Below are 26,462 nucleotides of genomic sequence, written 5' to 3' on the forward strand. Positions count from 1 at the left end.
GTGGCTGTCAGCCGTGGGTTACCCCGACTCCGAGCCGGTCCCGTACTCCAGCCAGCCCAACCTCCACTACCTCCGGATCGCCGATGTCGTTGCCGTACAGGACCTCGTGCCACGGCCCGAGGCGGTGCCAGATCAGGGCTCGTTCCCGCAGTTCGCGCGTGACGCCGTAGGCCTCGGCGAGCGCGCCGGCGAACTCGGGTGACGTCGAGTGCAGTGCCCACGCGAGGTCGATGGCGGCGTCGCCGACGTGCAGGTCGCCGAAGTCGATCACGCCGGTCAGCGCGCCGTCACGGCCCAGCACGTGCTCGGGGCCGAGGTCGCCGTGGACGAGCGTGTCGGCGGGCAGGCCGTCGAGCCGGGCGAGCAGCTCCTCACCGCCGGGTACGCGCACCTCGGCCCGGAAGCGTGCGATCGGCAGCCGCCGCGGGCCGGCGCCTCGTTCGACGGCCTCGGCGACGGGAGCGGCGTGCAGGGCGCGCAGGAACTCGCCCAGCTGACGGCCCTGGACGGCGTTGAGCGCGTGCTGCTCCTCGCCCGGTACCAGTTCGTGCCGCACGACCACCGGTGCCTCGGACACGATCACGGGCACCGGGACGGGCAGCGGCAGCAGGGGCGCGAGCCACGGCATGACCACGGACTCGCGCAGGAGCTGCGGCCCGATCTCCGGACGGCGCGGCCGCCGTTCCACCCAGCGCCCGCCGACCAGGACGGCCGTGCTGTCCCAGCCTTCACCGAGGTACGTCACCCGCCCAGTGTTACCAGCAACTCCCGTGCGTCCGAAGCGACTTTCCCCTGACCGCGCCGCTCGGCGGCGGAGAGCGCCTCCTGTGCCGTGTGGACGGACCCGGTGATCTCCGCGCGGACGAGCAACGCGCGGGACTGGTCCATGAGGCTGTCGGTCTCCTCGATGGTGCCGAGCACCTCGTCGATCAGCTCGGCCGACCCGGTGGCGCGGGCGAGCAGGATGGACGCGGTGATCACCCCCGGCCCGTAGCCGATCTTGCGTCCGAGGTCGACCGCGTCCGCCGCGTGCTGCTTCGCGCCCGCCGGTTCCAGCACGGCCATCGCGATCAGGCAGTCGACGCGCGCCTTGGGGTGCTCGGCGTCCCTCGCGACCTCGAAGCACCTTTCCGCCGCCGCCAGGCCCTCGGCGATCTCGCCGCGTTCGGCGTGGATGCGGGCGAGACTGCCCAGCGCGTTGGCGAGTGCTCGCTGCTGGTCCTGGTCGGCGTGCAGCCGCACCGACTCGACGCTGGTCGCGAGCGCCTGGTCCAGCTCACCCAGCTCGAAGTAGGCCACGGACAGGTTGTCCAGGGTGATCGCGGTCTGGTTGAACAGCCCGAGCCGCCGGCTGAGGTCCGCGACCTCCTGAAAGTTCTGGGCAGCCTTGCGCAGGTCGCCACGGGTGCCGTGGGTGATGCCGAGGTTCATCAGCGTGCCGATGGCGCCGTGGTCGTCGCCGATCTCCCGGCGCAGTCGCAGGGCCTCGGCGAAGCACTCCTCTGCCCGGCGGGTGTCGCCCGACTCGAGGTGCGCGATCCCCATGCCGTTCCTGATCGCCGCCATCGCGAACGGCGTCCGGGCGTACTCCAGTGCCTGCGCGAACTGGTCCAGCGCGTCGCCGTACTCGCTGCGGCTCCACGCGGACATGCCGAGCCCGTACAGCGCGGCGCACTGCCCTTCCAGGTCGCCGGCCGCCCGTGCGGTGCGCAGCCCGGCGTGGAACACCATGGCCTTGTCGATCTCGAACCGGCCGACGTGCAGGTAGATCCGCAGGACGTCGGCCAGTTGCTGCGCGTACGGCGACGGTGCCGCGACCACCTGCGCCACCAGGTTGGCGTGTTCCTCCTCCAGCCACGCCGCCGCCTCGGCCCGTTCGCCGAACGCGAGGCTCGGCCCGTCCAGGTCCGGCCGGGTCAGGAGGCTCGTCTCGGGCACGACCTTCGAGATCGCGTTGTAGGCCGTCCTGAGGTACCACGCGTACATGTCCAGCAGGCCGGCTCGATCGTCGTCGTCCGCCGCGTCGGCGGCGAACAGCCTGATGAGGTCGTGCAGCTGATAGCGAACGCCGACGTGGTCGACGAGCCCGGCGTTCACGAGTTCGCCGAGCTGCGGCCCGGGATCACGGCCCGCGAGCGCGGTGGTGGCGCCAAGCCCGGTGTCCGCGCCCGGCGGCAGGCCGAGCCGCCGGAACACGCGCTTCGCCTCGTCACTCAACGCCCGGTACGACAGCTCGAACGTGGCCCGCACGGCCGCGTCGCCGTCGATCTCCAGCACGTCGAGCCGATCGCCGCGCAGCTCGGCCAGGTAGTCCTCGATGTGGCCGTGCGCCACGTTCGCCCCGGCGATGCGCAACGCGAGCGGCAGGTGCGCGCAGAGCCGGACGAGCTCGGCACGTTCCTCGGGCGTGCCCTGAACACCCATGCGGGTCAGCAGCTCGTGCGCGTCGTCGTCGGCGAGCACGTCGAGCCGCAGCTGGCCGGGCAGGTCGTGGCGGCTCGTGACGATCGCCAGGCAGCCGGGCCCGCGCGGCAGCAGCGGTTCGACCAGGTCCTCGACGGCGTTGTCGAGCACGACCAGCACCCTCTTGCCGTCGAGCTTCTGCTGGTACAGCTCGGTCTGGGCCTCCAGGTCGAGCGGGATGGCGGTCTGCGGCACGCCGAGTGCGCGCAGGAACCCGCTGAGCGCCTGCTGCGCGGTGACCGGCGGTCCCGAGGCGAACCCACGCAGGTTCACGTACAGCTGGCCGTCGAAGTACCGCTCCCGCAACCGATGCGCGAGCCGCACGGCCAGCGCGGTCTTGCCGACACCGGGCGCGCCGGTGATCGTGACACCGGGCAGGCGTTCGAGACGCGCCAGCTCGGGCTCGCGGCCGACGAAGTCCGGGAGGTCGGCGGGCAGCTGGCACGGACCGGGCGTGCGCACCTTGAGCCGGTAGCCCGAAGCGTCCGTGACGATCTCGTCCGGGATGGAGCGGCGCAGCCGTTTCACCAGGCTGCGGAGTGCGGGCAGCGGGCCAGAGGGCGGCTGCCCGCCCCAGACCTCGCGGATCAGGTCGGCGAACAGCACCGGCTCGCCGGGATGTGCGGCCAGTGCCCGGTGCAGGGCACGCAGTTTTCCCTCGGGTGTCACGGCCACCCGGCCGATACTAGGGCTCCGAGGTGGCCTGGGTGCGCCTCACCTGCTGGGCTGGAACGGACCGGGCAGAATCCCCGGGGTGGCCGCCACCGTCTCCTCCAAGCTGCTGTCGCTGCTCGGCACCTTCGACAGCCGGCACCGCCGCCAGACGCTGAGCGACATCGCGCGGCGCAGCGGGCTGCCGATCAGCACCACGCACCGGCTGCTCGCGGAACTGGCGGCGTGGGGCGCGCTGCGGCGGCTGGACTCCGGTGAGTACGTGATCGGCAGGCGGATCTGGCGGCTCGGGCTGCTGGCCGCCGGTGAGGTGGACCTGAGCCGGGTCGCGGAGCCGTTCCTGCACGACATCCACGCGGCGACGCGCGCCGTGGTGCACCTGGCCGTGCGGGAGGGGACCGAGGTGCTGTACCTCGACCGGGTCTCCGGGCATGCGTCGGTGCCGATCGTGAGCACCACCGGGAGCCGGTTGCCGTTGCACGCGACCGGGGTCGGGAAGGTGTTGCTCGCGCACGCTCCGAAGGAGGTGCAGGAGCAGGTACTCACGCACGGGCTGACGCGCATCACGGCGTTCACGGTCACGGAACCTGGGCGGATGCGGGCCCAGTTGCACCGGGTTCGGCGGGACGGGTACGCGCAGACGTTCGAGGAGATGACGCTCGGGGCGTGCAGTGTGGGGGTGCCGATCGAAGTGGACGGGCAGGTCGTGGCGGCGCTGGGGATCGTGGTGCCCGACCTGCGCAATGTGCGGGCGCGGCTGGTCGCGGCGTTGCAGGTGGCGGCTCGCGGGATCGCCCGGATGCTGGAACCCGGTTTCCATCCATCGGAAGCAGGACTTGGATGATCAGGTGGTCTGCCGCTTGAATCCCTGACCGTGGCAAGCGAAAAACGTGAGCTCCTCATCGGCGGCGACAGCGTTCCGGCGCTGGACGGCCGCACCACCGACGACCTCGACCCCTTCACCGGCGAGGTCTACGCCGTCGTCGCGGCGGCCGGGCCCGCGGACGTCACGCGGGCCGTCGACGCCGCCGAGCAGGCGTTCGCCGGGTGGGCGGCGACGTCGCCGTCCGTCAAACGCGGAATCCTGCTGCGGGCCGCGGACGGGCTGGAGGCCAGGACTGCCGAGGTCGTCGCCCTGATGGCCGCCGAGGTCGGCGGCGTCGGCGGGTGGGCCGGGTTCAACGTCATGCTCGCGGCGAACGTCCTGCGCGAGGCGGCCGCGGCGGTCACCCAGCCCGTCGGCGAGGTGCTGACGACGGAGGTGCCCGGTCAGCTGTCGCTCGCCGTGCGGGAGCCGCTCGGGGTCATCGCGGCGTTCGCGCCGTGGAACGCGCCGGTCATCCTGAGCACGCGGGCCGTGGCCGCGCCCATCGCCGCCGGGAACACCGTCGTGCTCAAGCCCAGTGAGGACGCGCCGATCGCGGCGGGGCTGCTGATCGCCGACGTGCTGCGCGAGGCCGGACTGCCGGCAGGTGTGCTCAACGTCGTGACGAACGCCCCGGAGGACGCCGCCGCGGTCGCCGAGGCGCTGATCACCGACTCCCGTGTGCGCGCCGTGAACTTCACCGGTTCCACCGAGGTCGGCCGGATCGTCGGAACCCTTGCCGCGCAACACCTCAAGCCCGCCGTGCTGGAGCTCGGCGGCAAGAACTCGTTGCTGGTGCTCGATGACGCCGACCTCGACCACGCGGTGAACGCGGCGACGTTCGGCGCGTTCCACAACGCGGGCCAGATCTGCATGTCGACCGACCGCATCCTGGTGCACCGGGCCGTGGCCGAGGAGTTCACCGCGAAGCTCGCGGCCAAGGTCGGTTCGCTGCCGCACGGCGACCCCGCCGATCCCGGCACCGTGATCGGCCCCGTGATCAACCCGCGAGCGGCCGCGCGCGTCGCCGCACTGGTGGAGGACGCGGTCGCGAACGGCGCCACCGTCCGTGCGGGCGGCAACGGCGGCGCGACCGTGCTCGACGGCGTCACGCCGCAGATGCGCGTGTTCCAGGAGGAGATCTTCGGACCGGCCGTCATCGTCGTGCCCGTCGCCGACGACGACGAGGCCGTGGCGATCGCGAACGACACCGAGCACGGCCTCACCGCGGGCATCCTCACCGAGGACTCGCGGCGCGGACTCGGGCTCGCGCAACGCATCCGCACTGGCATCGTGCACGTCGGCAACCAGACGGTGGACGACGAGCCGCAGGCGCCGTTCGGTGGCGTGAAGTCCAGCGGGTACGGCAGGTTCGGCGGCCGCTGGGGTATCGAAGCCTTCTCCGCGACGCGCTGGGTGACGATCGCCGGCGAGCACGGCCACTTCCCGTTCTAAACGATCAGGCCCGCCTCGTGGGCCACGATGGCCGCCTGGACGCGGTTCTCCGCGCCCAGGCGGCTCAGGATCGCGCTCACGTGCCCCTTCACGGTGCCTTCGACGAGATCGAGGCGCCGGGCGATCTGCGCGTTCGACAACCCCTCGCCCAGCAACGCCAGCACGTCGCGTTCCCGCGCGGTCAGCGTCTCCACCCGCGACCGCGCCTGCCCGACCCGCCCGCCGCGGAACCGCGTGATCATCCTGGCCGCCACCTTGGGCGCCAGGTAGGCGCCGCCGGACGCGAGCGCGTGCACACCGGCGATCAGCTCACGCGGATCTCCTGACTTCAGCAGGAATCCGCGTGCACCGCCGTCCAGGGCTCGTTCGAGGTAGCCGTCGTCGTTGAACGTCGTCAGCATCGCCACGCCGAACCCGAGACGCGCCAGTTCGCGCGCCGCCTCCAGGCCGTCGAGGCGGGGCATCCGGATGTCCATCAGCACGACGTCGGGCCGGTGCCTCAACGCCAGGTCGATCGCCTCACGGCCGTCCGCGGCCTCCGCGACGACCTCGAGTTCGGCATCGGCGCCGAGGATGGATCGCACCCCCGCGCGCACCAGCGCCTCGTCGTCCGCGAGCAGAACCCGGATCACAGCTCCCCCGTGTGCGGCACCGTCGCGACCAGCTCGAACCGGCCCTCGTCGCGGCTGACCCTGAGCGTACCGCCGGCGATCCGGACCCGTTCCCGCAACGCGATGAGCCCCAGCCGGCTGCCCGCGCCCCGGCGCAGCCCGGCCTCGTTGGCCACCTCCACCACGGTGCTGCCCTCCCCCGACGTCACCTTCACCTCCACGACGGACTTCGGCGCGTGCTTGGCGGCGTTCGTCAGCGCTTCCTGCACCACGCGGTGCACGGTGCGTTCCACAGTGGACGGCAGGTCACCCTCCACTGTGAACTCGACCCGCATCCCGGACGCCGCGGCGCGGTCCACGAGGTCCCGCAGGTCGGCCACCGCGGGCGGTTCGCCGTCGCGCAGCAGGAACACCAGCGCCGACAGCCGTTCCGTGGCGTCGGAGGCGGTCACCCGGAGCTGGGCCGCGGCCGCCTGGTGCTCGGCGGGCAGGTTCAGCTCCAGCGCGCCCGCCTGCAGGGCCAGCAGGCTGAGCTCGTGGCCCAGCGTGTCATGGACCTCGTGCGCGATCCGGGTGCGTTCGCGCAGGTGAGCGGCCTCCACCTCGGCGGCGGCCAACGCGGCCTGCTGCCCCGCGACGCGGCCGAGGAACCACGGCAGCGCCACCGCCAGCCCGACGACGATCAGCTGGGTGAACCCGATGAAACCCGCCGCGGCGAACATGATCGCGGGCCAGCCGGGCGCCATCCTCCTGCCGAGCAGGAAGGCGGCGACGAACAGCCCCGCGCACACCACGATCGTCCACGGCGGCACGTTGTCCTCCATGAAGAACGACATGCCGAACGCGACGGCCACGCAGGCCCCGAGCGCCACGACCCTCATCGCACCCACCTCACGACCGCCAGAGCCAGGTTCATCGCACTGGACACGCCCAACCACACCACAAGCGGCAGCGAATAGTGCGCCAGTTGGCCGAACGTGATGTCGCGCCCGCCGCCGTACAGCAGCCCGAGCAGCGTGGGCAACGCCAGCAGCACGCCCAGCGGCACGAACCTGAACACCTGCCACGCCTTGTGGAACCTGCGGGGCCGCCGCAACGCGCGAATCCCCAAGCCGATCGACAACAGCGTGAGTCCCGCCAGCACGAGATCGATCAGCAGCCGGTACGACTCCGGCTCCGGCGGCGTCTTGCCGTCGAGGACGCCGGCGATCCCGTTCTCCAGCCCGTACGTGCCCTCGTTGCCGAGCGTGATCCCGCTGTTGGCCATCACCGCGATGCCGTAGCCCGACGACGTCAGCAGCTGCCCGGCCGTGCTCGTGAACCAGATCCCGCCGTGCCGCAGCCGTCCCTGCTGATCGGCCTCCCAGCCCATCCCGTCCTCAGGTGCCAGTGTCCGCTGCGCGGCCAGCCACTTCCCCATGTCCGCGGCCGTGGTGATCACCCCGTCGGACCCCGTGACGAACCGGTCCGGTTCGGTCAGCGGCACCGAGAAGCCGTAGGCGTAGCCGTACCCCTTGCGGTAGTCCGGCGGCAGATCGCGCGGCGTCACGTCGATCGCGATCGTGTCCCGCATGCCGAGCGGCTCGAAGACGTGCTTCTTCAGGTACGCGTTGAAGTTCTCGCCCGAAGCCTGCTCGACCAGCCGGGCGAGCAGGTGGTAGTTGGTGTTGGTGTAGCGGAACTCGTTGTCGGGCACGGCTTCCCGCAGCGCCTCCCGAGCCCGTTCCACCGCTCCCGCCGCGTTCTCGGGCTGTGACAGGCTCTTCTCCGGCAACGTCCGGTCGCTGATCCCCGACTTGTGCGCGAGCAGCTGCCGCGGCGTGACACGGGAGTCGAACACCGGCCGGTCGAGGTCGATCTTGCCGGCATCGGCGAGCTGCCGGACCGCCAGCGCCGTGAACGACTTGCTGACCGACGCGATCGCCATCTTCGTGTTCTCGGTCATCGGGGCACCGGCCGAGTCGTGCCCGAAGCCCTGGACCGCGATCACCTGGTCCCCCTTGGTGATCGCGACCGCGACGCCCGGATACGACGCCTCCCCCATGTACGTGGACACCAGCAGCGTGAGCGCTGCACCCCAGATGTTCATGAGAGAGAACGTAAGGATCAGGGCGTGGAGAAACCCGGCCCGAAAGACAGAGCGGACCCCGGACGAAAGTCAGGGGTCCGCTCCCAGCAGATCAGTGACCCGCGGCCATCTCCGCCGCCAGGCGGTCGTCACCGCTCGTCTCCTTGAGCGGCTTCTCCTTGATGAACGCCACCGCGAGCAGCGCCAGCACCGCGAACGGCGCGCCCACCAGGAAGATCTCCGCGGTCGCCGTCGCGTAGATCTCGGCGACCACGGCCTTGATCTCCGGAGGCAGCACCGAGATGTCGGGTACCGCGTTCTCACCGCCGGTGGCACCGCCCATCGCGACGAACTTCTCGTCCGCGAGCGACGAGACCTTGCCGGCCAGCACGGCACCCAGCGCCGAGACGCCGATCGCGCCGCCCAGCGAGCGGAAGAACGTCAGCGTGGACGTGGTGGCGCCGAGGTCCTTGGCCGGCACGTCGTTCTGCGCCGCCAGCACCAGGTTCTGCATCATCAGGCCGACGCCGACGCCGAGCACGAACATGTGCACGGACACCATGAACACCGTGGTCTGCGCGGTGATCGTGGACAGCAGCAGCATGCCGCCGACCATGAACACGCCACCGGCGACCAGGAACGCCTTCCACCTGCCGAACTTCGTGATCAGCTGACCGGCCACCGTGGACGAGATGAGCAGCCCGAAGATCAGCGGCAGGCCCAGCAGTCCGGCCTGGGTCGGCGTCTTGCCGAGCGAGAGCTGGAAGTACTGCGAGAGGAAGACAGTGCCGCCGAACATCGCGATGCCGACCAGGGCGCTCGCGATGGTCGTCAGCGAGACGGTGCGATTGCGGAAGATCGACAGCGGCACGATCGGGTCGTGCGCGGTGGCCTCGACACGGACGGCGGCCACGAGCAGCAACACGCCCAGCGACACCAGACCGGCGGTCCAGCCCGACGCCCACTCGAACTTCTGCCCGGCCAGCGACGACCAGATCAGCAGCGTCGAGACACCGGACACGATCAGGAACGCGCCCAGGTAGTCGATCTTCGTCTTCTCGTTGCGCACGACCGGGAGGCGCAGCGTGCGCTGCAGCATGTAGATCGCGGCGAGGGTGAACGGGATGCCGATGAAGAAGCACCAGCGCCAGCCGAGCCACGAGGTGTCGACCATGACGCCGCCGATCAGCGGGCCCGCGACGGTACCGACGCCGAACACCGCGCCGAACATGCCGGAGTACTTGCCGAGCTCACGCGGCGGGATCATCGCGGCCATCACGATCGTCGCGAGCGCCGTGACGCCACCGGCGCCCAGACCCTGCACGACACGGCTGACGATGAGCATCTCGACGTTCTGCGAGAAGCCCGCGATCAGCGAGCCGACGACGAACAGGCTCAGCGACGCCTGGATCAGCAGCTTGCGGCTGTAGAGGTCGGCGAGCTTGCCCCACAACGGCACGGTCGCGGTCATCGCGAGCAGCTCGGCCGTCACGATCCACGCGAAGATCGACTGCGAGCCCTTCAGCTCGGCGACGATGCGCGGCAGCGCGTTCGACACGACGGTGCCGGCGAGGATGGCCACGAACATGCCGAGCATCAGGCCCCACATGGCCTGGACGACTTCGCGTTTGCTGTGGACCGGTGTCGGTTCTGCCTCGATGCTCATGATCCCCCTTCGTGACGACCTGGTGTGTGAGCCAGCCCCGTGCCGAACAGGTCGAGTGCCTCGTCGACGAGCTCGCCCAGCGAGACGCTGTCGTCGCGGGCCCAGCGCGTCACCGCACAACGGAACGCGGCGCTTCCGGCGGCGACCAGCAGCCGTGGGTACGCGTGGGACTCGGGCAGCCCTGCCCGCTGTGCCACCGCGTCCGCCAGCAACTGCTCGGACTCCGCGCTGTTCGTGAACGCGCGGACCAGCAGGTCCGGCCGCTGCATCAGGACTTCCTTGCGCAGCAGCCACAGGTCGCGGGCGTTGTTCAGCTCGTCCGTGATCTCCGCGAGCACCGACGACCGGTACGCCTCGAACGGCGTGACGGTGCCGGGGAAGGCGAGGATCCGCTCGGCCATGCGCGGGCCCGCCTCGGGGTCCGCGCCGATGAGCGCCTCGTCCTTGCTCGCGAAGTAGTTGAAGAACGTGCGCACCGAGACGTCGGCCTCGGCGGCGATCTCCTCCACGGTGACGTGGTCGTAGCCCCTCTCGGCGGCGAGACGCACGGTCGCCCGCTCGAGCGCGGCACGGGTGCGGCGCTTCTTGCGGTCGCGCAGGCTCTCCCCCGGCTGGTTCACGAGGCAAGAGTACAGGATCGTTTTGCAGTCACTGCAACTTTGCAGTGTGTGAACTAGGACTCGTTCACGGTAGCTATGACCAGGGACTCTTCGGCTTCTCCTGGAGCTCGCCGTCGAGGAAGAGGTCGACCTTCTCAGTGAAGAAGCACGCCATTCCAGCGATTTTCTGGCTCTCGGGCAGAGGCGACCGGTAGATCCAGACGAGGTCGTCGTGGGTCACACCGTTCACCTCGGCCGACCAGTACGTGGCGGTGCCCTTGTACGGGCACTGCGTCTGCGTGTCCGAAGGCCTGAGCAGATCGAACCGGACGTCGCTCAACGGCAGATAGAAGCGCGGCGGAAGGCTTGTCTCGAACAGGATCCGAGGCTGGGACGACGCCGCCAGCGTCACCCCGTCCAGTGCGATCCGCACGTGCCGTGAGCTGCTCAGGACGTCGACCCGCTTGTACGGGTCGCGCGGGTGGACGTAGATCGGCTCGTCTTCTTCGAGCCACTCGTCCATCGCCGAGAACTCGAACCGGACGAGGTCCCTCAGCAGCGCCGAGTCCGGGTACGTCAACGCCGCGCCCGAGGCCGTGCCACCGGGCGTGACGACGTCGTGGACCACGCCGTCGCCCCTGGTCTCCCCCGTCGCCTTCAGTTCGGCGCGGACCGAGGACAGGGGCAGGTAGTAGGCCGGGTAGTGCGGAACCTCCCAGACCAGGCGCGGCGCGGTCGCGTCCGCGACCAGTTCGCCACCGAAGTACGCACGGACCCGCTTCGCCGAGGTCTCCACTCGCAAGTCGCCCATGTCACATGTCAACACAGGACGGGCGTGCGGGCTTCCCGGCTACGCGTTGCCGTCGAAGAGACTCGTCACCGAGCCGTCCTCGAACACCTCCTGGATCGCCCGCGCCAGCAGCGGCGCGATACTCAGCACCGTCAGGCCGGGGAACCGCTTCCCGGGCGGGATCGGCAGGGTGTCGGTGAGGATCACCTCGCGTGCCTTGCTCGCGATGAGCCGGTCGTGGGCGTCGCCGGACAACACTCCGTGCGTCGCCACGAGGACGACGTCCTTCGCGCCCTGCTCCAGCAGCTGCCGGGCCGCCGTCGTGCTCGTCAGTGCCGTGTCGATCATGTCGTCGACCACGACGCAGGTGCGGCCCTCGACGTCACCGACGACGCGGTTGGCCACGACCTCGTTGGGGCGCAACGGGTCGCGCGTCTTGTGGATGAACGCGATCGGGCAGCCGCCGAGCAGGTCGGCCCACTTCTCGGCGAGCCTGGTGCGGCCGGCGTCCGGCGAGACGATCGTGAGGTCCTCGCCCCGGTAGCGGCTGCCGACGTGGTCGCAGAGCAGCCACATCGCGTGCAGGTGATCGACCGGGCCGTCGAAGAAGCCCTGGGCCTGCGCGGTGTGCAGGTCGACCGTGACGATCCGGTCGGCACCGGCGGTCCTGAACATGTCCGCGATCAGGCGAGCGGACACGGGTTCGCGGCCGGCGTACTTGCGGTCCTGGCGCGCGTACGGATAGGACGGCATGACCGCGGTGATGCGCTTGGCAGAGGCGCGTTTCAGCGCGTCCACCATGAGCAGCTGCTCCATCAGCCAGTCGTTGACGGGCGCGCTGTGGCTCTGCATGACGAACGCGTCCGCGCCACGCACCGACTCCTCGAAGCGGACGAAGATCTCGCCGTTCGCGAAGTCGTAGGCGGCCTGCGGGGTGATGGCGGCGCCCAGGTACTTGGCCACGGCCTCGGCCAGCTCCGGGTGCGCCCTGCCGGTGAGCAGGATGAGCTGCCGCTTGGCGATGCCCGGCTTGCCGCTGACCATCGTCACGCTCCACGCTCGTCCGGCCTCGGACCGATCGTTCAGCATGGCCGCGAGATCACGCAACCGCGCGTCCGTCCGCTGAGATTCCACGTTGCGGGGCAACGCGCGTTAACTCGATCGAGGGCACCCACAGGGGGGCTCGTAGCAGGACCGTGGTCCCACGCTGGGTATAGATCGGGGGAACCGGGGTCACCTCTTGGGGTATGACCCTGGTGATTCCTTGATCAGAGTCCGTGAGGTGTCAATGACCATCCTTACTCTCCCTTCATGCCTGACAGCCAGGACACACCTGCGACAACACCGCAAACCCCGCCGGCGAACCCGGTCGTGATGGGCACGCCCATCCACGACCAGATCGCCGATCATCTGGGAGTTCGCCAAAAGCATCGACGCCCCGACTGAGCGCGGCGCGTCCCAACTGGCCGGTCACGACTTTCGGCGGTCGACGCCGCCGGTCGCGAGCCGGTAGGAAGAGCGCTTCTGGGGACGAGAGGGGAGCTTGTCGATGCGATTCACCGTGCTGGCCGCCGCGGCCGCGCTCATGATCACCGGCACACCCGCCGTACCGGCCTCGGCAGGTGGCGCGCAGGTCCCGGAGATCGACTGGGCGGCCTGCGGACCCGAGCACCCCGGCTTCGAGTGCGCCTCCGTGAAGGTGCCGCTCGACTACGACGACCCGCGCGGCGCCACGACCACCGTCGCGCTGGCGCGCAAGCCCGCGACGGACACCGCACGCCGGATCGGGTCGCTGTTCCTCAACCCCGGCGGGCCCGGCGGCTCGGGCGTGGACTTCGCGCTCGGCGCCGGCAACGCCCTGTCGGCGAACCTCCAGGGCCGGTTCGACATCGTCGGGTTCGACCCGCGCGGCATCGGCAAATCCGATCCGCTGCACTGTTTCGCCAGCGAAGCGGACCTCGGGAAGTTCTTCGAGGGCATCCCCGGCTTCCCGTACCAGGCGTCACAGGAGCGGCCGTTCTTCGACCGCTACCGCTCGCTCGGCCCCGAGTGCCGCGACGACCAGCGGATCGCCCGGCACATGAGCACCGCCGACGTCGCACGGGACATGGACCTGCTGCGCCGCGCCGTCGGTGACCGCAAGCTCAGCTACCTGGGCTTCTCGTACGGTTCGTTCCTGGGCGCGACCTACGCGAACCTGTTCCCGGACAACATCCGCGCGCTCGTGATCGACGGCGTGCTCGATCCCGAGCTGTGGTCGAGCGGCCGGCAGATCGAGTCGGACCGGATCGCGACGAAGGAGGAGTTCCGCGAGTTCCTCCGCACCTGCGACGAGGCCGCGTGCGTCTTCGGGCCGCAGTCGGAGAAGCGCTGGGACGCGTTGCTGAAGTCGGTGCGCGCCAAGCCGATCGAGCTCGGCGGCCAGGTCTTCACCTACGACGCCGTGATCAACTCCGCGCTCGGCGCGATGTACTCGCCGAGCGACTGGCCGGACGCCGCCGCGCTCTTCGACCAGCTGTCCGACGCCGCCGCCGGGTCGCTTTCCGTTGCGGCGGAACCGGACTACGCCAACGGGTTCGACGCCTACAACGGCAACGTGTGCGCGGACATCGAGTACCCGCGCGACTTCAACGCCTACAAGGCGATTTCCCGTTACGCCGCAGCGGGTTCGGAGTTCGGGCCGGCGTGGTGGTGGGGCAACGCGGCGTGCGCGAACTGGCCTGTGAACCCCGACCGCTTCACCGGGCCGTGGCGCACCCGCACCAACGCGCCGGTTCTGGTGGTGGGCAACTACTTCGACGGCGTGACGGACTTCCGGGGCGCACAGGCCGCCAACCGTCAGCTCGCGGGCAGTCGTTTGCTCGCTTACGCGGGCTGGGGCCACACGGCGTACGGGGTGAGCCAGTGCGCGACCGACCACACGAACGCGTACCTGCTCAACGGCACGTTGCCGCCCGTCGGGACGGTGTGCCCGGCGAACCCGAACCCGTTCCTGCCGTCGGTCGCCTCAGCCGAGCCGTTGTTCAAGCCCAGCCGCAGGTAGTTCCTGGGTCAGTTCCACGGCGGCACGCGCCGGGTCGTCGCCGAACCGGCTGCCGAACGCGTCGTGCACGCGCCACCCCGCGTGGGTGAGCGCACGCCAGCGAGCGAGATGCGCCCGCACTCCTGATGGGTGCGGGCGCGTCTCCACCGCGACGGCGTCGTCCTTCTCCCCCACCACCAGGTCCACTCGCCACTGCCCGACCGGATAGCCCGTGCGCACGGTCAGTCCCGCGGCCCGCAGTTCGTGCGCGAGGCGCGCGGTCCACTCGTCCTCGGGTTCGGTGCCGGCGGTCTCGGTCGGCGCGACGTCGGCGTGCCGCAGGTACTCGCCGATCAGGCCCGGCGGTTCGGGCGCGGACGTGATGACGTGCACCTTCCGGCGCGCGCGGGTGGTCAGCACGGCGAGCAGGTTGCGGTCGTTGACGAACCGCCACGCGCCCGGCTTGGCGTCCGCGGCGAGGCTGATCACGACCTCGTCGAACTCGCTGCCCTGCACGCCGTGCACCGTGCCGACGCGCACGCCACCGGTGGTGATCTCGTCCAGCGTGAGCTCGCTGAGCAGCGCTTCCTCCAGCGCGTCGGCCTGCGCGCGGAACGGGGTCACGACGCCGATCGAGCGCACGCCCGCGGCCACCCGCTTGCGGACGTGGGCGAGCACGGCGTCGACCTCGGTCTGGTTGACGCCCTTCGTGGTGCGGTCGCCGTCGACGCGTTCGGTGTCGATGCAGTCGACGTCGGCGATCGACGGGTGCGTGGTGAGCAGCGCGATCTTGCCGTCGTAGAACTTGGCCGCCGCGAACCCGATCAGGTGCGGCGCGCAGCGGTGGTGCTCGTCGAGCCAGTGCACGCCCGCCGTCGCCGCGCCCGCGTCGAACAGGCTCACCTTCGGCACGTCCAGCCGGTCGCGCAGGTCCTGGGTGCCCTCCGCGTCGACCGCCGCCTGCACCGCCTGGTCGCTGACGAACGAGACGTGCCGCAACTGCCGGGGATCACCGCCGATCACCGCGGACCGGCCGCGCAGCAACGCGGGTGCGGCCAGCGGCTGGTCGACGTGGCTGGCCTCGTCGATGATCACCAGGTCGAACATGCCGGGCACGGGCGGCAGGATGTCCTCCACATCGGACAGCGTGCCGACCCACAAGGGCAGTGCCGCAACGAGATCCGCGCTGTCGATCTCGGCGAGCCCACGCCGCCGGGCCGCCCGCCCGGACCGCAGCGCCTTCGCCAGCGCCGCCACCGCCCGGCGTGCGCCGGCACCCCGGCGGCTCACCGAGTACTCCTTGAGCCACGTGGCCGTGGCCGTGCGGCTCGCGACGTCCTGCTCGGCCAGCAACGGCCGCAGCTCACCGAACGCCGTCCCGCCGTTCGCCCCGATCCGGACGGACGCCGCGGTCTGCTCGGCCGCCTCGATCGCGGCGCGGAGGTCCTCGACCGAGACCTCGCCCGCACCGGCGAGCCCGCGTGCCTTCCGCACCGCCCACCCGGTCCGCAGGCCACCGAGGAATCCGGTGCGCGGCTGGAGAAGTCCGTGCAGTGTGGCGAAGTCCGCGCCCGCGTCGAACGCTTTCGGTGCCACGGCCCGATGCGCCGGCATCAACGCCTGGTGCTTCTTGGCTTCAGCGGCCAGCTGTTCGTCGGTGAGCGAGCCACCGGTCGTGCGTTCGACACGGCTGACAGCGGCGGCGGCCGCTCGCCGAATGCGATCGAGTTCGTTCAGTCGCTCGGGATTGCTCGTGGCGGTCAGCCCGTCGCTCAGTTCGCGCGCCATCTCCTGCCGCAGTTCGGAGTCGCCGAACAGCACCGGCACCGGCCCGCCCGCTTTCCGCAGCGCACCACCGAGCACGTCGGCGGCGTTGCGCGTGCGGCTGGCGAGGAGCACGGACTTGCCCGCTGCCACCGCATCGAGCGCCAACGCCGCGAGCGTGTGCGTCTTGCCCGCACCAGGAGGCCCGCCCACGACCGTGATCCGCGCACGGCGAGCGTGCTCGACCGCGCGCATCTGGCTGTGGCTGAGCGGCAACGCCGAACTGATCGGCTCGTCGTGGTGGTCCGGCTCGGCGGCGGCGCCGTACAGGGCCGCGAACGCCGTGCCATCGATACCCTTCTTGCCCGACCAGTCGTACAGGGCCGTGCCGTGCTCGGTCTTCACGACGGGCTCACCCGCGTGCAGCCCTGCTCCCATCGCGACGACGAGTTCGCTGCCGGAGATCAGCTTCTTGGGGTCGTCGTGCACGATCGGCACGTTCTCGAACCCGGCGAGCCGCAGCGTCTGGGTGATCCAGGCCTCGGTCGGCGCGAGCGCGGCCTCCCGCTCGGCCGTCCTGGCCCAGTCGTCGATCAGCGGGAACACCCCGGCGTCACCGGCGACGTGGTAGGCGTAGCCGAGGCCGAGCCCGTGGTGCAGCCGCACCGGCCGCGACACCAGCGGCAGGCACACCCGGCGCCGCTGCCCGCCGATCTGCGCGGGCCCGGTGAGGAACGCCCAGCCCAGCCGCAGCAACCGGTCCTCCTGGTGCAGCGCGTCGTACGCCGCCAGGTGCGCGACCTCGTCGCGGGCCAGCTTGGGCGCCGTCCACGACACCGGCGTCCAGTGCGGACCCTCCTGCACGAGCGTGATCGCCCGCCACGACGGCTCGTGGTCGCCGAGCCAGAGCAGCCCGGCGGCCTTGGTGAGGTCGAGCACGAGCTTCTGCGGCTGCTCGGCGGCGCTAAGCCGGGCCAGGGTACGCAACACAGCCGGAACGTTCACGCAAGACATCCTGCAGCATTCGACACGAGTAACCAGTACAGGCAGGGTGAACCGTGAAATGCGCCGGGGCGCCGGAGCTGGGTACCGTCGCTCGCTGTGAGAGATCTTCCTGCAGGTCTGCCTGGTCACGACCTCCGCGCCGGCCTCGCCCGGTTCGGCATCACCGGGCCACCGGTCTACGCCCCCGTCGGCTTCGGCGACTACCACTGGACGGTCTACGACCGGTGGTTCACCTCGGTGTCCGACCTGACGGCCAAGCCACTGGCCGGTCTGCGGCAGGCGATGGAGACCGCGGCGAGTCTGGCTGAGCAACTGCCGTTCGTCGTCGCACCGGTGCGATCGGACGACGGCGAGACCGTGGTCCTGCTCAACGACCGCTACGCGCTGAGCGTCTTCCCTTACGTCATGGGGAAAGCCGGGTCCTTCGGTGATCCGGTCCACCCCGGGGTGAGCGAGCTGCTGACCGCGCTGCACCGCTGTGAGCCACCGGCGGACACCCCGGTCGCCCCGATCGACGTCCCGGCCAGGGCCGCGCTGACGGCGTTGCTCGATGAGCCCGGCGAGTGGTTCTCGGACCAGGCCCGCGAAGTCTTCGTGGCCCACACCGAGATCCTCCACGCCGCACTGACCGAACTGGACCTGCTCGCCGGGCAGCTCCCGGACGAGCGGGTCGTCACCCACGGAGAACCCCACGCGGGCAACGTGATCCACAGTCCGCAAGGCCTGTGCCTGATCGACTGGGACACGGTCGGACTGGCCCCGCCGGAACGTGACCACTGGCTGGTCGGCGGTTACAGCGCTTTCTACTCGCTGAGACGGGCCGTCAACGACATCGCGGACTTCACACAGAAGCTCCGCGCCCCGCACGAACAGTCACGGGACGCGGAGCTCACGTTGCACTACTTCACAGAGACACTGACGAACCTTTAGATCGTCAGCGTCCAGGTGTCGATCGTGCCGACGTCGGCCGTGGCCGCGTCACGGACCCGGAGAGTCCAGGTGCCGTTGCGAGTCTCGGACGACAGGTTGACCGTGTAGATCTGATCGATGTTGTCGGCGCTGCCGCCCGCACGGTTGTGCAGGTTGTAGACCGAGCCGTCCGGCGCGACCAGGTCGACCACGAGGTCACCCTTGTAGGTGTGCTTGATGTGCACCTCGACCTTGCTGCTCGCCGACGCGGTGCCGGTACAGCCGGTGAACGCCACCGTCGACGTCACGGTCGCGTTGTCGCGGATCGCGACGTCCGTGCCGTTGGTCTGCGGGGCGCAGGTGGCCGAGCCGACCGTCCAGGTGAACGACGTGCTGCCCGAACCGCCAGCGGACGCGGTGGCCGTGACGGTCACGTTGTACGTGCCGGCAGTGGTCGCCGTGCCGGTGACGACACCGTTCGAGGAACCGATCGAGAGCCCGGTGGGCAGGCCGGTCGCCGACCACGTGTACGGCGCGGTGCCACCGGACGCGGACAGCGTCAGGTTGGCGGTGCCGTTCAGGGCCGTGGACTGGTTGCCAGGGTTCGTCACCGAGACACCGGTAACGCCGGCGTTGGTGCGCAGCAACAGGTTCGCCGAGTTGGCGCCGGGGTTCGTGACCTTGTTCGGGGTGGCCTGGGCGAGGATCGCCGCGTGCACCTCGGCCGGGGTCTTGGCCGGGTTGTCCGCGAGGTACAGCGCCGCCGCGCCCGCGACGTGCGGGGACGCCATCGACGTGCCGCTCATCGTGGCCGAGCCGGTGTTGTTGCTGTAGGAGGCGGAAACGATGTCCTGGCCGGGAGCGAACAGGTCGCTGCACGTGCCGTAGGACGAGAACGACGCGCGGGCGTCGGTGCGGGCCGTCGCCATGACGTTGATCGTCTCGGTGACGCGCTGCGGCGAGTACTTGCAGCTGTCGTCGTTGAAGTTGCCCGCCGCCACGACGTAGGTGACGCCGCCGCGGATCGACGCGCGCACGGCGTCGTCGAGCACGCGGCTCGGCTCGTTCGCCGTACCGGTGTAGAGGCTCATGTTCGCGACGGCCGGCAGGACGGCGTTCGCGGTGACCCAGTCGACGCCCGCCGCCTCGGTCGCGACGGAACCGCCACCCTGGCAGTTGAGCACGCGGACGGCCTTGAGCTTGACGTTCTTCGCCACGCCGTAGGCCGCGCCGCCGACGGTACCGGCGACGTGCGTGCCGTGGCCCTGGCAGTCCTTGCCGTTGCGGCCGTCGGTGAACGCGTCGAAGCCGAACGACGCACGGCTACCGAAGTCGGCGTGGTCGTAGTTGATGCCGGTGTCGATCACGTACGCCGTCACGTTCGAGGCGCCCGTGCTGTAGCTGTACTTGCTGTCCAGCGGCAGGTTCGCCTGGTCGGTGCGGTCGAGACCCCACGACGGCGGGTTGAGCTGGTCGGTCAGGACCTGCACGGTCCGGTCCTGCTCCACGTAGGACACGGCCGGGTCGGCGGCGAGGCGCTTGGCCTGCTGCTTCGACAAGGTGGCCGAGAAGCCCTTGAACGCGGCCTTGTAGGTAAAGCCGATCTTGGCTCCGTATCGGGACGCGAGGCCGTCGGCGCGGCCGCTCACCTCCGAGCGCGCCATGGTGCCGTCCTTGAGCACCACGATGTAGTTGTCCTGGACCGCGTTCGGCGCGTTCTCCGCGACGATCGGCCCTTCGGGCTGTGCGGCCACAGCCTGTGGGAGCGCGAGCACGGTTCCGGCGACGGCAACTGCCGCCACCCCGAGCGTGCGCAGGGTGCGTTGTCTCATCACTGCTCCTCATTCGCAGGGAACCGCGTGCGAACGCGGGCCGGCCCTCGACGGCCCTACAGATGCGTTCACACGCGGTTGCGAAACAGCGTTAGTCCGTTATCGGACGTGATGAGTCTTTAGTTGCGACAAGGGGAAGAACAAGCGACTTTCGTACGGTTGTCAGCCGGCGAGCGCGAAAAGATCGTCCCGGTCGCCCGACTGCTTGAGCAGGGCGAGCGACTGCTTCTCCAGTTGGCGGATGCGCTCACGGGTCAGGCCGAGCTCCTGCGCGACCTCCTGCAGGGTGCGGGCACGCCCGTCCTCCAGGCCGTAGCGCAGGCGCATGATCCGGCCCTGCCGTTCGGGCAGGATGTCCAGGAGGGAGCGAATGCCCTCGGTGAACTCCTGCTGCTCCACCAGGTCCGGCGCGGACACGCCGTCGGTGTCCTGGATCAGGTCGCCCAGCACCGACTCGCCCTCGCCGCCGACCGGCGTCTCCAGCGACACACAGGTGCGTGCCGCGTCCCGCATGTCCTGCACGCGCGACGGCGAGCACTTGGCCTCGGCGGCGATCTCCTCGATCGTCGCCTCGCGCCCGAACGACGCGGACAGCTTCTGCCCGATCTTCCTGAGTTTGTTGACCTCTTCGACCACGTGCACCGGCAGGCGCACGGTGCGGGTCTGCTCGGCCAGACCCCGTTCGATCGCCTGGCGGATCCACCACATGGCGTAGGTCGAGAACTTGTAGCCCTTGGCGTAGTCGAACTTCTCGACCGCGCGGATCAGGCCGAGGTTGCCCTCCTGGATCACGTCCCCGAACGGCAGCCCGCGGAACGAGTGCTTCTTCGCGACCGACACGACCAGGCGCAGGTTCGCACGGATCATGTGGTCCTTGGCGCGCTCGCCCTGGGCGACGATCCGGCGCAGCAGCCTCGGCTCGCGCGTCGTGTCGCCGCTCTGGAGCAGGTGGGCCGCGTACACGCCGGCCTCGATGCGCCGGGACAGGTCGACCTCCTCGGACGCGGTGAGCAGCGGCGTGCGCCCGACCTCGCGGAGGTACTGGCCGACCAGGTCCGCGTCCTGCTGCCCGGACGCGCGGTTCTTCAGATCTGCGGGCATGCCAAATCCCCCGTATCCGTTGGCAGGTGTTGCAGCCGGCGCGGGTGAACTCGCCGCCGTCTGCGGAGCAACGGCCCTATACACCGCTGCACTCATATGTAACGGTTCAGAGGTCCACTTCATTCCGCGGTTTCGCCTGTGACCTCAGCCTCACCTTGGTGATCGCGTGGTGCTCGACCTGCCGGACCTCGATCTTCCAGCCGGAGACCTCCACCACGTCACCCGGCTCTTCCGGGATGTGGCCGAGGATCACGAGCACCAGCCCGGCGACCGTCGCGTACGGCCCGGCGGGCGCGTCGCGCAGTTCGACGCCGACGTCCACCAGGTCGTGGATCGGGAACGCGCCGGGCAGCTCGATCGAACCGTCAGGTCCGGCCTTCACCGTCACCACGTCGGAGTCGGTCTCGTCGTAGATCTCACCGACGATCTCCTCCAGCAGGTCTTCCAGCGTCACGATGCCGTCGACCGCGCCCTGCTCGTCCACGACCACTGCCAGCTGCTCGTGCTCGGCCTTCATGCGCCGCAACGCGTCCGTGACGCGCAGCGAGTCCGGTAGCACCATCGGCGCCCGTGCCACGTCCGCGACGGCCACGGTGTCGTCGAGCAGGTCTCGCAGATGCACCACGCCGACCACGTCGTCGAGGTGTCCGTTCTTGGTCACCGGGGCCCGCGAATGTCCTGTCCTCGCCAGGATTTCCCGTGCGGCGGGGGTGTCCAAACCTGATTCGACGATCGTCACCTGCCGCCGCGGCACCAGGACCTCGCGCAACCTTCGTTCGTGGATCTCCAGCGCACCGGTCATGATCGTGCGTTGTTCCTGGTTCAGGTGCTGTTGCACCTCGACGAGATCACGCAGCTCCTCCGCGGACATCTGCTCCTCGTCGGCGTTCGGGTCGCCGCCGAACACGCGCACCACGAGGTCGGTCGACCTGCTGAGCAGCCACACCACGGGCCGGGAGATCGTCGACAGCAGGTCGAGCGTGCCGGCGACGATCTTCGCCCAGCGCACGGCGTACTGCATCGCGAGGCGCTTGGGCGCCAGTTCCCCGAAGACGAGTGTGACGAACGTCAAGGCCACCGTCACGAGCGCGATCGCGACCCCGTTCGCCGCACCTCCGAGGAAGCCCAGCAGCGGCACGATCGGTGCCGCCAGCGAGACCGCGGCGGTCGCCGAGGCGAGGAACCCGGACAGCGTGATGCCGATCTGGACCGTCGCGAAGTACCTGTTCGGATCGCGTGCGAGCCGCACGAGCCTGCGATGCCCTGAGCGTTCCAGCGAGCGCAGCTGACCTTCGCGCAATGACACGAACGCCATCTCGCTACCCGCGAAAGCCGCGTTGAGCAACACCAGAACCGCGACCAGCGCGAGGTTGAAGCCATAGCCGTCCACACGTTTGGGGTAGCACGCACGGTGGTATTTCGCACCCTGACGGCCGTCTTGAGCAACCAGGACGCCCTCAGGGACGAGGTGGGATGAATATGGACGCCCCCGAGATGCTGAGCGCCTCCGCGAGGACCTTGCACACCCTGCCGGAGGACGAGCCGGATCTCGGCGCGATGCGCGGGTGGATCGAGACCTTGCTGAGGGATCTGCCGGAGGACGTCGTGCTCGACGTCCTCCTCGTATGCACGGAACTCGCGAGCAACGCATATGAGCACGCCGAAGGGCCGCGCGCCGTGCGGGTGCAACGACACACGGACTTCATCCGGGTCGAGGTCGACGACCACACACCGGCCGAACTCCCTCGGCTGGGGCAGTCGCGTCTCGGTGACACGAGAGGCCGTGGGCTGGTGCTGATCGCCCAGCTCTCCCGGTGCTGGGGAACCCGGGAGTTCACGGGTGGGAAGACCCTCTGGGCAGAGGTGAACGCATAGGTCGTCTGTGCGTTTCGCACAGAGAAGTCATGACAGCGCGCGGATAGGTCTTGCCGCGAGTCTCTTCGATGCTCGAAGCATGACAACAACGGTTTCGCCGGCGGTACGGCCGCTGGTGCGCCACGGGGCAGAGATGCTCGTGGCGATGCTGATCGGAATGGCCCTGCTCGGGCCTCTGTGGACGCCCGTACGGGTCGAGGTGGCCGCCCTGTGGATGGCGGCGTCGATGTCCGTGCCCATGGCGCTGTGGATGCGCTATCGCGGCCACGGCCGGATCTTCGAGATGTGCGCGGCGATGTTCGTGCCGTACCTCGTGGTCCTGGTGCCGTACTGGCTCGGCGTGCTGGACGGGCACGCGGTCGAGATGGGCGGGCACCTGCTGATGCTGCCCGCGATGATCGCCGTGCTGGTCCGCTACCGCCACGAGCACGGCACCCCCAGCACGAACCCGGTGATCCGGGCGCTGGGCGAGCGCTGGCCCGCGGCGATCGCGCTGGCGGCCTCGTTCGACTTCTGGCAGGCGCCGCTGGTGCCTCCCGTGTGGACCCTGCTGCTCTGCCAGGCGGCCTACCTGTGCTGGGGACGGCGAGCGCCTCGGACGCTGCTCGTCGTGTTCGGCCTGTACGCGGTGCTGGCCGTGGCGGTGATCCTCGTGTCGCCGCACACCGGGGTGCTGCTCATCGCGCTGGGCTGGGGCGCGCACGCCATCTGGGATCTGGTGCACCACGTGCGCAACGCCGTCGTGCCGCGCTGGTGGTCGGAGTTCTGCGGCGTGTTCGACCTGGTCATCGCGGTCACGATCCTGATGGTGTGGTTCTAGGCTCATGACGATGAACGATCTCCCGCACACCACGCTGCGCGGCACCCTGCACGTGCTGTGGCTGAGTTCGCTCGCCGTGCCGCTGATCTCGGTGCTGCGCGAGCCGACCGCGCTGCGCTGGCTCGGGGTCCTGGGGCTGCTGGTGCTGGCCGTGGCGTACGCGGTGACGTTGCGCGGCGGGCCGCTGTGGGCGCTCGTGGCCGCGACCCTGGTGACGATTCCGCTGGTGGCGCCGGTCGGGCCGGACGAGCTGTCGACGTGGGCGTGGATCGGCGGCGCCGCGGCCGGGTTCGCGCCGCTGCTGCTGAGCGGCCCCTGGCGGTGGCTGGCGGCGATCGGCGCGGTGGTGGTGTCGGGCCTGGTCGGGTTCTTCGTCAGCCGCGACCACACGACGTACCAGATGATCGCCGCGTCGGTCGGGGTGACGATCATCGCGATGGCCGGGCTGCCGATGTGGTTCGCGGGCCTGCTCGGGCAGGCGCGGGCCGGGCGTGAGGCGCAGGCGGATCTAGCGGTGAGCGAGGAGCGGCTGCGGTTCGCGCGCGACGTGCACGACCTCCTGGGACATCGGCTGACGGTGATCGCGCTGAAGTCCGAACTGGCCGGGCGGCTCGCCTCCACCGACCCGGAGCGGTCCGCGGCGGAGGCGTTCGAGGCGCAACGGCTGGCGTCCTCGGCGCTGGAAGAGGTGCGTGACGCGGTGCACGGCTATCGGGCCGTGAACCTGCCCGAACAGCTTGAGGCCGTGCGGAACGTGCTGCAGGAGGCCGGTATCCGGTGCACCGTCTCGGAAGTGCCGGTCGACGGTGAGCGCGCCACGCAGCTCGCGCTGGCGTTGCGGGAGGCGTGCACCAACGTGCTGCGGCACAGCCACGCGACCTGGTGCATGATCGACGTCGCTGTCGCGGACGAGGAGATGCGGATGACCGTCACGAACGACGGCACCGAGAAGCCTTCGGGTGAGGGCAACGGCCTGCGCGGCCTTCGGGAGAGGCTCGCTGCCGTGGGTGGTCAGGTGTCCGTGGAGAAGTCCGGGGACGTGTTCACGCTGCAGGTCGTGGTGCCCGCGTGATCAGGGTCCTGCTGGCCGACGACGAGGAGCTGATCCGCGACGCGCTCGCGGCGCTCCTCGGCCTGGAGCCGGATCTCGAGGTGGTGGCCCGCGCGGGTGACGGCCGGGCCGCCGTGGAGGCCGCACGGGCACACCGCCCGGACGTGGCCGTGGTGGACCTGCAGATGCCGCTGCTGGACGGCCTGGAGGTCACCGAGGAACTGGCGCGCGTGCTGCCGACGTGCGCCGTGGTGATTCTGACCGGCCGGGGCCGGCCACCACACCTGCAGCAGGCCCTGCACGCGGGCGCGAAAGGCTTTCTGCCCAAGGGATCGCCCGGCGGCACGCTGGCCGACGTGATCCGCCGCGTGCACGCCGGTTCGCGCTGGGTGGACCCCGCACTCGCCGCCGACGCGCTCGCCGCTCCCCCGTGCCCGCTGACGCAGCGCGAGCTGGAAGTGTTGCGGCTCAGCGAGTTCGGCACCCCGGTCGCCGAGATCGCCGCCCGCACGTCGTTGTCGGCCGGGACCGTGCGGAACCACCTGTCCGCCGCGGTCGCCAAGCTCGGTGTCACCGGCCGTTCCGAGGCGTTCTCGGTGGCGCACGACCACGGCTGGCTCTAGGGTCTGTATCGAAGTCTGGTTCGATGAGAGTCGCGCTTGCCGCCAGGGGCCGCCTCGGGCCCGGCTATCGCGGATCAGCTTCGATACAGACCCTAACGGCGGAGGCAGGCCGGCACGGTCAGGGTGGTCGACTGGCCGTCGGTGAGCGTGCGGACGCTCGCGCCGAGCAGCAGATCACCAGCCTTGTCGAGCACGGCGCGGGCGACCCGGCTGCGGTCCTCGCCGCGTTCGAACACGCGCATGACCTTCGCGCCCGTCCTGACCGCCGTGGTCCAGCCCCGTGAGTGCGGGACCTCGAGCCAGTCCGCGACCTCCTCGTCGACGACCTGCCGCACCATCGCCGCGACGACACCGTCGAAAGCCTTGCCGGGCACGAACTTCTCGTACAGCTCGACGAGGTTCCTGGTGAGTTCGATGCCTTCCTGCGACGGCGCGTAGGACGCCCGGACCATGGTGTTGCTGACTTCTTCGGCCTCTGCCAGCGTTTCCGGCATCACGTCCGGGCGGATGCCGAGCACCGCGCCGGCGACCCGCCAGACGTGGTAGTAGTCCTCGGCCTCCGTGTCGGTCACCGAGACGCCGATGCGGCGCATGCCGTCGATCACCTGCACGGAGAAGATCAGCAGCGCGCCGAGCAGGTCCTGCTGGCACACCGGAACGCCGTCCGCTTCGTGGTCCCATTCCGGTGAGCGGCCGACGAAGTAGCGGACCGCCGCGTGGATCAGCCGGGTCTTCTGGATGGTCGGCACGAACGAGCCGCCCGTGCCGAAAGCGTTGGGCTCCATCATGTTCAGCACGAACTGCGACGTCTCCGACAGCCTGCGGTGCGGCTGGTTGAGCCGGTGGGTGATCGTGAGGACCCGGGACGGCCTGGGCTGCGCGTAGCAGTTGACCATCGCGCCGAACGACAGCACCGACGCCACGTGCACGCCGTCGTCGACGAAGAACTCGTGCGCGCGGGCGACGCGTTCCTCGTCCATCCACTCGGGCGGGTCGTCGGTGGCGACGAGGTAGTCGCGGACCACGGGCGGCAGGTGCGCCGGGATGGGCTCGTCGTTGCCACGGAACTCCGCGAGCACCTGGTTGACCTCGTTCAGGCTGCCGCTCTCGACCAGGTGCGCGATCACGGCATCGGCGAGCGGGTCGCCCTCGTACTTCAGCGCGTCCAGGTCCACGGCGCCGAGCGTATGGGTCCCTCCGGGCCGTTGATCGCCATGATCACCTCTTCAGCCCAGTGATTCCACGCGTTCGTGAGCGGCGGTGATCTCGAT

At 70.2% G+C, this 26,462-nt stretch carries 23 protein-coding genes; 9 read left to right on the top strand and 14 right to left on the bottom strand.

All coding sequences use genetic code 11. The features are described from left to right. Positions 1-7: 7 nt before the first annotated feature. Both IG04_RS0108360 and IG04_RS0108365 read right to left on the bottom strand, forming a co-directional pair. Positions 8-745: a phosphotransferase gene (locus tag IG04_RS0108360; protein WP_030475975.1), complete on the bottom strand. Its 738-nt coding sequence runs from the start codon at positions 743-745 to the stop codon at positions 8-10. Continuing rightward, positions 742-3,138, bottom strand: coding sequence for an ATP-binding protein (locus tag IG04_RS0108365; RefSeq protein WP_030475976.1), 2,397 nt, complete (start codon positions 3,136-3,138; stop codon positions 742-744). Before IG04_RS0108365 ends, IG04_RS0108360 begins: the two co-directional genes overlap by 4 nt. A 79-nt stretch (positions 3,139-3,217) precedes the next feature. Between IG04_RS0108365 and IG04_RS0108370 the strand changes: the two genes are divergently transcribed. Together IG04_RS0108370 and IG04_RS0108375 are read left to right on the top strand one after the other, a co-directional pair. Continuing rightward, positions 3,218-3,979, top strand: a complete 762-nt coding sequence (locus IG04_RS0108370) for an IclR family transcriptional regulator (RefSeq protein ID WP_030475977.1) — start codon at positions 3,218-3,220, stop codon at positions 3,977-3,979. A gap of 30 nt (positions 3,980-4,009) precedes the next feature. Continuing rightward, positions 4,010-5,455, top strand: coding sequence for an aldehyde dehydrogenase family protein (locus IG04_RS0108375; protein ID WP_211257705.1), 1,446 nt, complete (start codon positions 4,010-4,012; stop codon positions 5,453-5,455). On the opposite strand, the gene IG04_RS0108380 is transcribed toward IG04_RS0108375, so the two are convergent. The 7 genes from IG04_RS0108380 to IG04_RS0108410 form a co-directional block, all read right to left on the bottom strand. Then, entirely contained in the window at positions 5,452-6,087 is a 636-nt protein-coding gene (locus IG04_RS0108380; RefSeq protein ID WP_030475979.1) for a response regulator, read from the bottom strand. The genes IG04_RS0108375 and IG04_RS0108380 overlap by 4 nt on opposite strands. After that, the gene (locus tag IG04_RS42380) at positions 6,084-6,947 is read right to left on the bottom strand and encodes a sensor histidine kinase (protein ID WP_036014161.1); all 864 of its coding nucleotides are present in this window, start codon (positions 6,945-6,947) and stop codon (positions 6,084-6,086) included. Before IG04_RS42380 ends, IG04_RS0108380 begins: the two co-directional genes overlap by 4 nt. Continuing rightward, a complete protein-coding gene (locus IG04_RS0108390; RefSeq protein WP_051769256.1) occupies positions 6,944-8,155 on the bottom strand; it encodes a serine hydrolase domain-containing protein in 1,212 nt (403 codons plus the stop codon). Before IG04_RS0108390 ends, IG04_RS42380 begins: the two co-directional genes overlap by 4 nt. Before the next feature lie 91 nt (positions 8,156-8,246). After that, entirely contained in the window at positions 8,247-9,800 is a 1,554-nt protein-coding gene (locus tag IG04_RS0108395) for an MDR family MFS transporter (protein ID WP_030475982.1), read from the bottom strand. Further along, positions 9,797-10,420, bottom strand: coding sequence for a TetR/AcrR family transcriptional regulator (locus IG04_RS0108400; protein ID WP_030475983.1), 624 nt, complete (start codon positions 10,418-10,420; stop codon positions 9,797-9,799). Before IG04_RS0108400 ends, IG04_RS0108395 begins: the two co-directional genes overlap by 4 nt. Positions 10,421-10,493: 73 nt before the next feature. Then, a complete protein-coding gene (locus IG04_RS0108405; RefSeq protein ID WP_030475984.1) occupies positions 10,494-11,210 on the bottom strand; it encodes a DUF427 domain-containing protein in 717 nt (238 codons plus the stop codon). 39 nt (positions 11,211-11,249) lie between these two features. Next, complete coding sequence (locus IG04_RS0108410; protein WP_030475985.1) at positions 11,250-12,233, bottom strand: ribose-phosphate diphosphokinase; 984 nt, start codon at positions 12,231-12,233, stop codon at positions 11,250-11,252. Positions 12,234-12,500: 267 nt separating this feature from the next. Between IG04_RS0108410 and IG04_RS48585 the strand changes: the two genes are divergently transcribed. After that, the gene (locus tag IG04_RS48585) at positions 12,501-12,635 is read left to right on the top strand and encodes a hypothetical protein (protein WP_256334524.1); all 135 of its coding nucleotides are present in this window, start codon (positions 12,501-12,503) and stop codon (positions 12,633-12,635) included. A gap of 103 nt (positions 12,636-12,738) precedes the next feature. After that, positions 12,739-14,232 (top strand): alpha/beta hydrolase, encoded by a 1,494-nt coding sequence (locus IG04_RS0108415; RefSeq protein WP_030475986.1) that lies wholly within the window; start codon positions 12,739-12,741, stop codon positions 14,230-14,232. Here the strand turns inward: IG04_RS0108415 and IG04_RS0108420 are convergent. After that, entirely contained in the window at positions 14,197-16,980 is a 2,784-nt protein-coding gene (locus tag IG04_RS0108420; RefSeq protein WP_051769258.1) for an AAA domain-containing protein, read from the bottom strand. The genes IG04_RS0108415 and IG04_RS0108420 overlap by 36 nt on opposite strands. Before the next feature lie 96 nt (positions 16,981-17,076). Between IG04_RS0108420 and IG04_RS0108425 the strand changes: the two genes are divergently transcribed. Next, positions 17,077-17,910, top strand: coding sequence for a phosphotransferase (locus IG04_RS0108425; RefSeq protein ID WP_030475988.1), 834 nt, complete (start codon positions 17,077-17,079; stop codon positions 17,908-17,910). On the opposite strand, the gene IG04_RS0108430 is transcribed toward IG04_RS0108425, so the two are convergent. The 3 genes from IG04_RS0108430 to IG04_RS0108440 form a co-directional block, all read right to left on the bottom strand. Further along, positions 17,907-19,721 (bottom strand): S8 family peptidase, encoded by a 1,815-nt coding sequence (locus tag IG04_RS0108430; protein WP_030475989.1) that lies wholly within the window; start codon positions 19,719-19,721, stop codon positions 17,907-17,909. The genes IG04_RS0108425 and IG04_RS0108430 overlap by 4 nt on opposite strands. Before the next feature lie 162 nt (positions 19,722-19,883). Beyond that, the gene (locus IG04_RS0108435) at positions 19,884-20,822 is read right to left on the bottom strand and encodes a sigma-70 family RNA polymerase sigma factor (RefSeq protein ID WP_051769261.1); all 939 of its coding nucleotides are present in this window, start codon (positions 20,820-20,822) and stop codon (positions 19,884-19,886) included. 106 nt (positions 20,823-20,928) lie between these two features. Next, the gene (locus IG04_RS0108440) at positions 20,929-22,212 is read right to left on the bottom strand and encodes a hemolysin family protein (protein WP_030475991.1); all 1,284 of its coding nucleotides are present in this window, start codon (positions 22,210-22,212) and stop codon (positions 20,929-20,931) included. An 89-nt stretch (positions 22,213-22,301) separates the two neighbouring features. Between IG04_RS0108440 and IG04_RS0108445 the strand changes: the two genes are divergently transcribed. The 4 genes from IG04_RS0108445 (at position 22,302) to IG04_RS0108460 (ending at position 25,191) form a co-directional block, all read left to right on the top strand. Beyond that, a complete protein-coding gene (locus IG04_RS0108445; protein ID WP_173849956.1) occupies positions 22,302-22,697 on the top strand; it encodes an ATP-binding protein in 396 nt (131 codons plus the stop codon). Positions 22,698-22,776: 79 nt separating this feature from the next. After that, positions 22,777-23,517: a hypothetical protein gene (locus tag IG04_RS48020; RefSeq protein WP_036014085.1), complete on the top strand. Its 741-nt coding sequence runs from the start codon at positions 22,777-22,779 to the stop codon at positions 23,515-23,517. 10 nt (positions 23,518-23,527) lie between these two features. Next, positions 23,528-24,589 carry a sensor histidine kinase gene (locus IG04_RS0108455; protein WP_211257706.1) on the top strand — a complete coding sequence of 354 codons (1,062 nt, stop codon included), beginning with the start codon at positions 23,528-23,530 and terminating at the stop codon, positions 24,587-24,589. Then, entirely contained in the window at positions 24,586-25,191 is a 606-nt protein-coding gene (locus IG04_RS0108460) for a response regulator transcription factor (protein WP_030475995.1), read from the top strand. The genes IG04_RS0108455 and IG04_RS0108460 overlap by 4 nt, the downstream gene beginning before the upstream one ends. Positions 25,192-25,283: 92 nt before the next feature. On the opposite strand, the gene IG04_RS0108465 is transcribed toward IG04_RS0108460, so the two are convergent. Then, positions 25,284-26,366 (bottom strand): oxygenase MpaB family protein, encoded by a 1,083-nt coding sequence (locus IG04_RS0108465; RefSeq protein ID WP_030475996.1) that lies wholly within the window; start codon positions 26,364-26,366, stop codon positions 25,284-25,286. Positions 26,367-26,462: the final 96 nt, after the last annotated feature.

The sequence above is a fragment of the Lentzea albidocapillata genome, assembly GCF_000719115.1.
Lineage (GTDB): Bacteria > Actinomycetota > Actinomycetes > Mycobacteriales > Pseudonocardiaceae > Lentzea > Lentzea albidocapillata.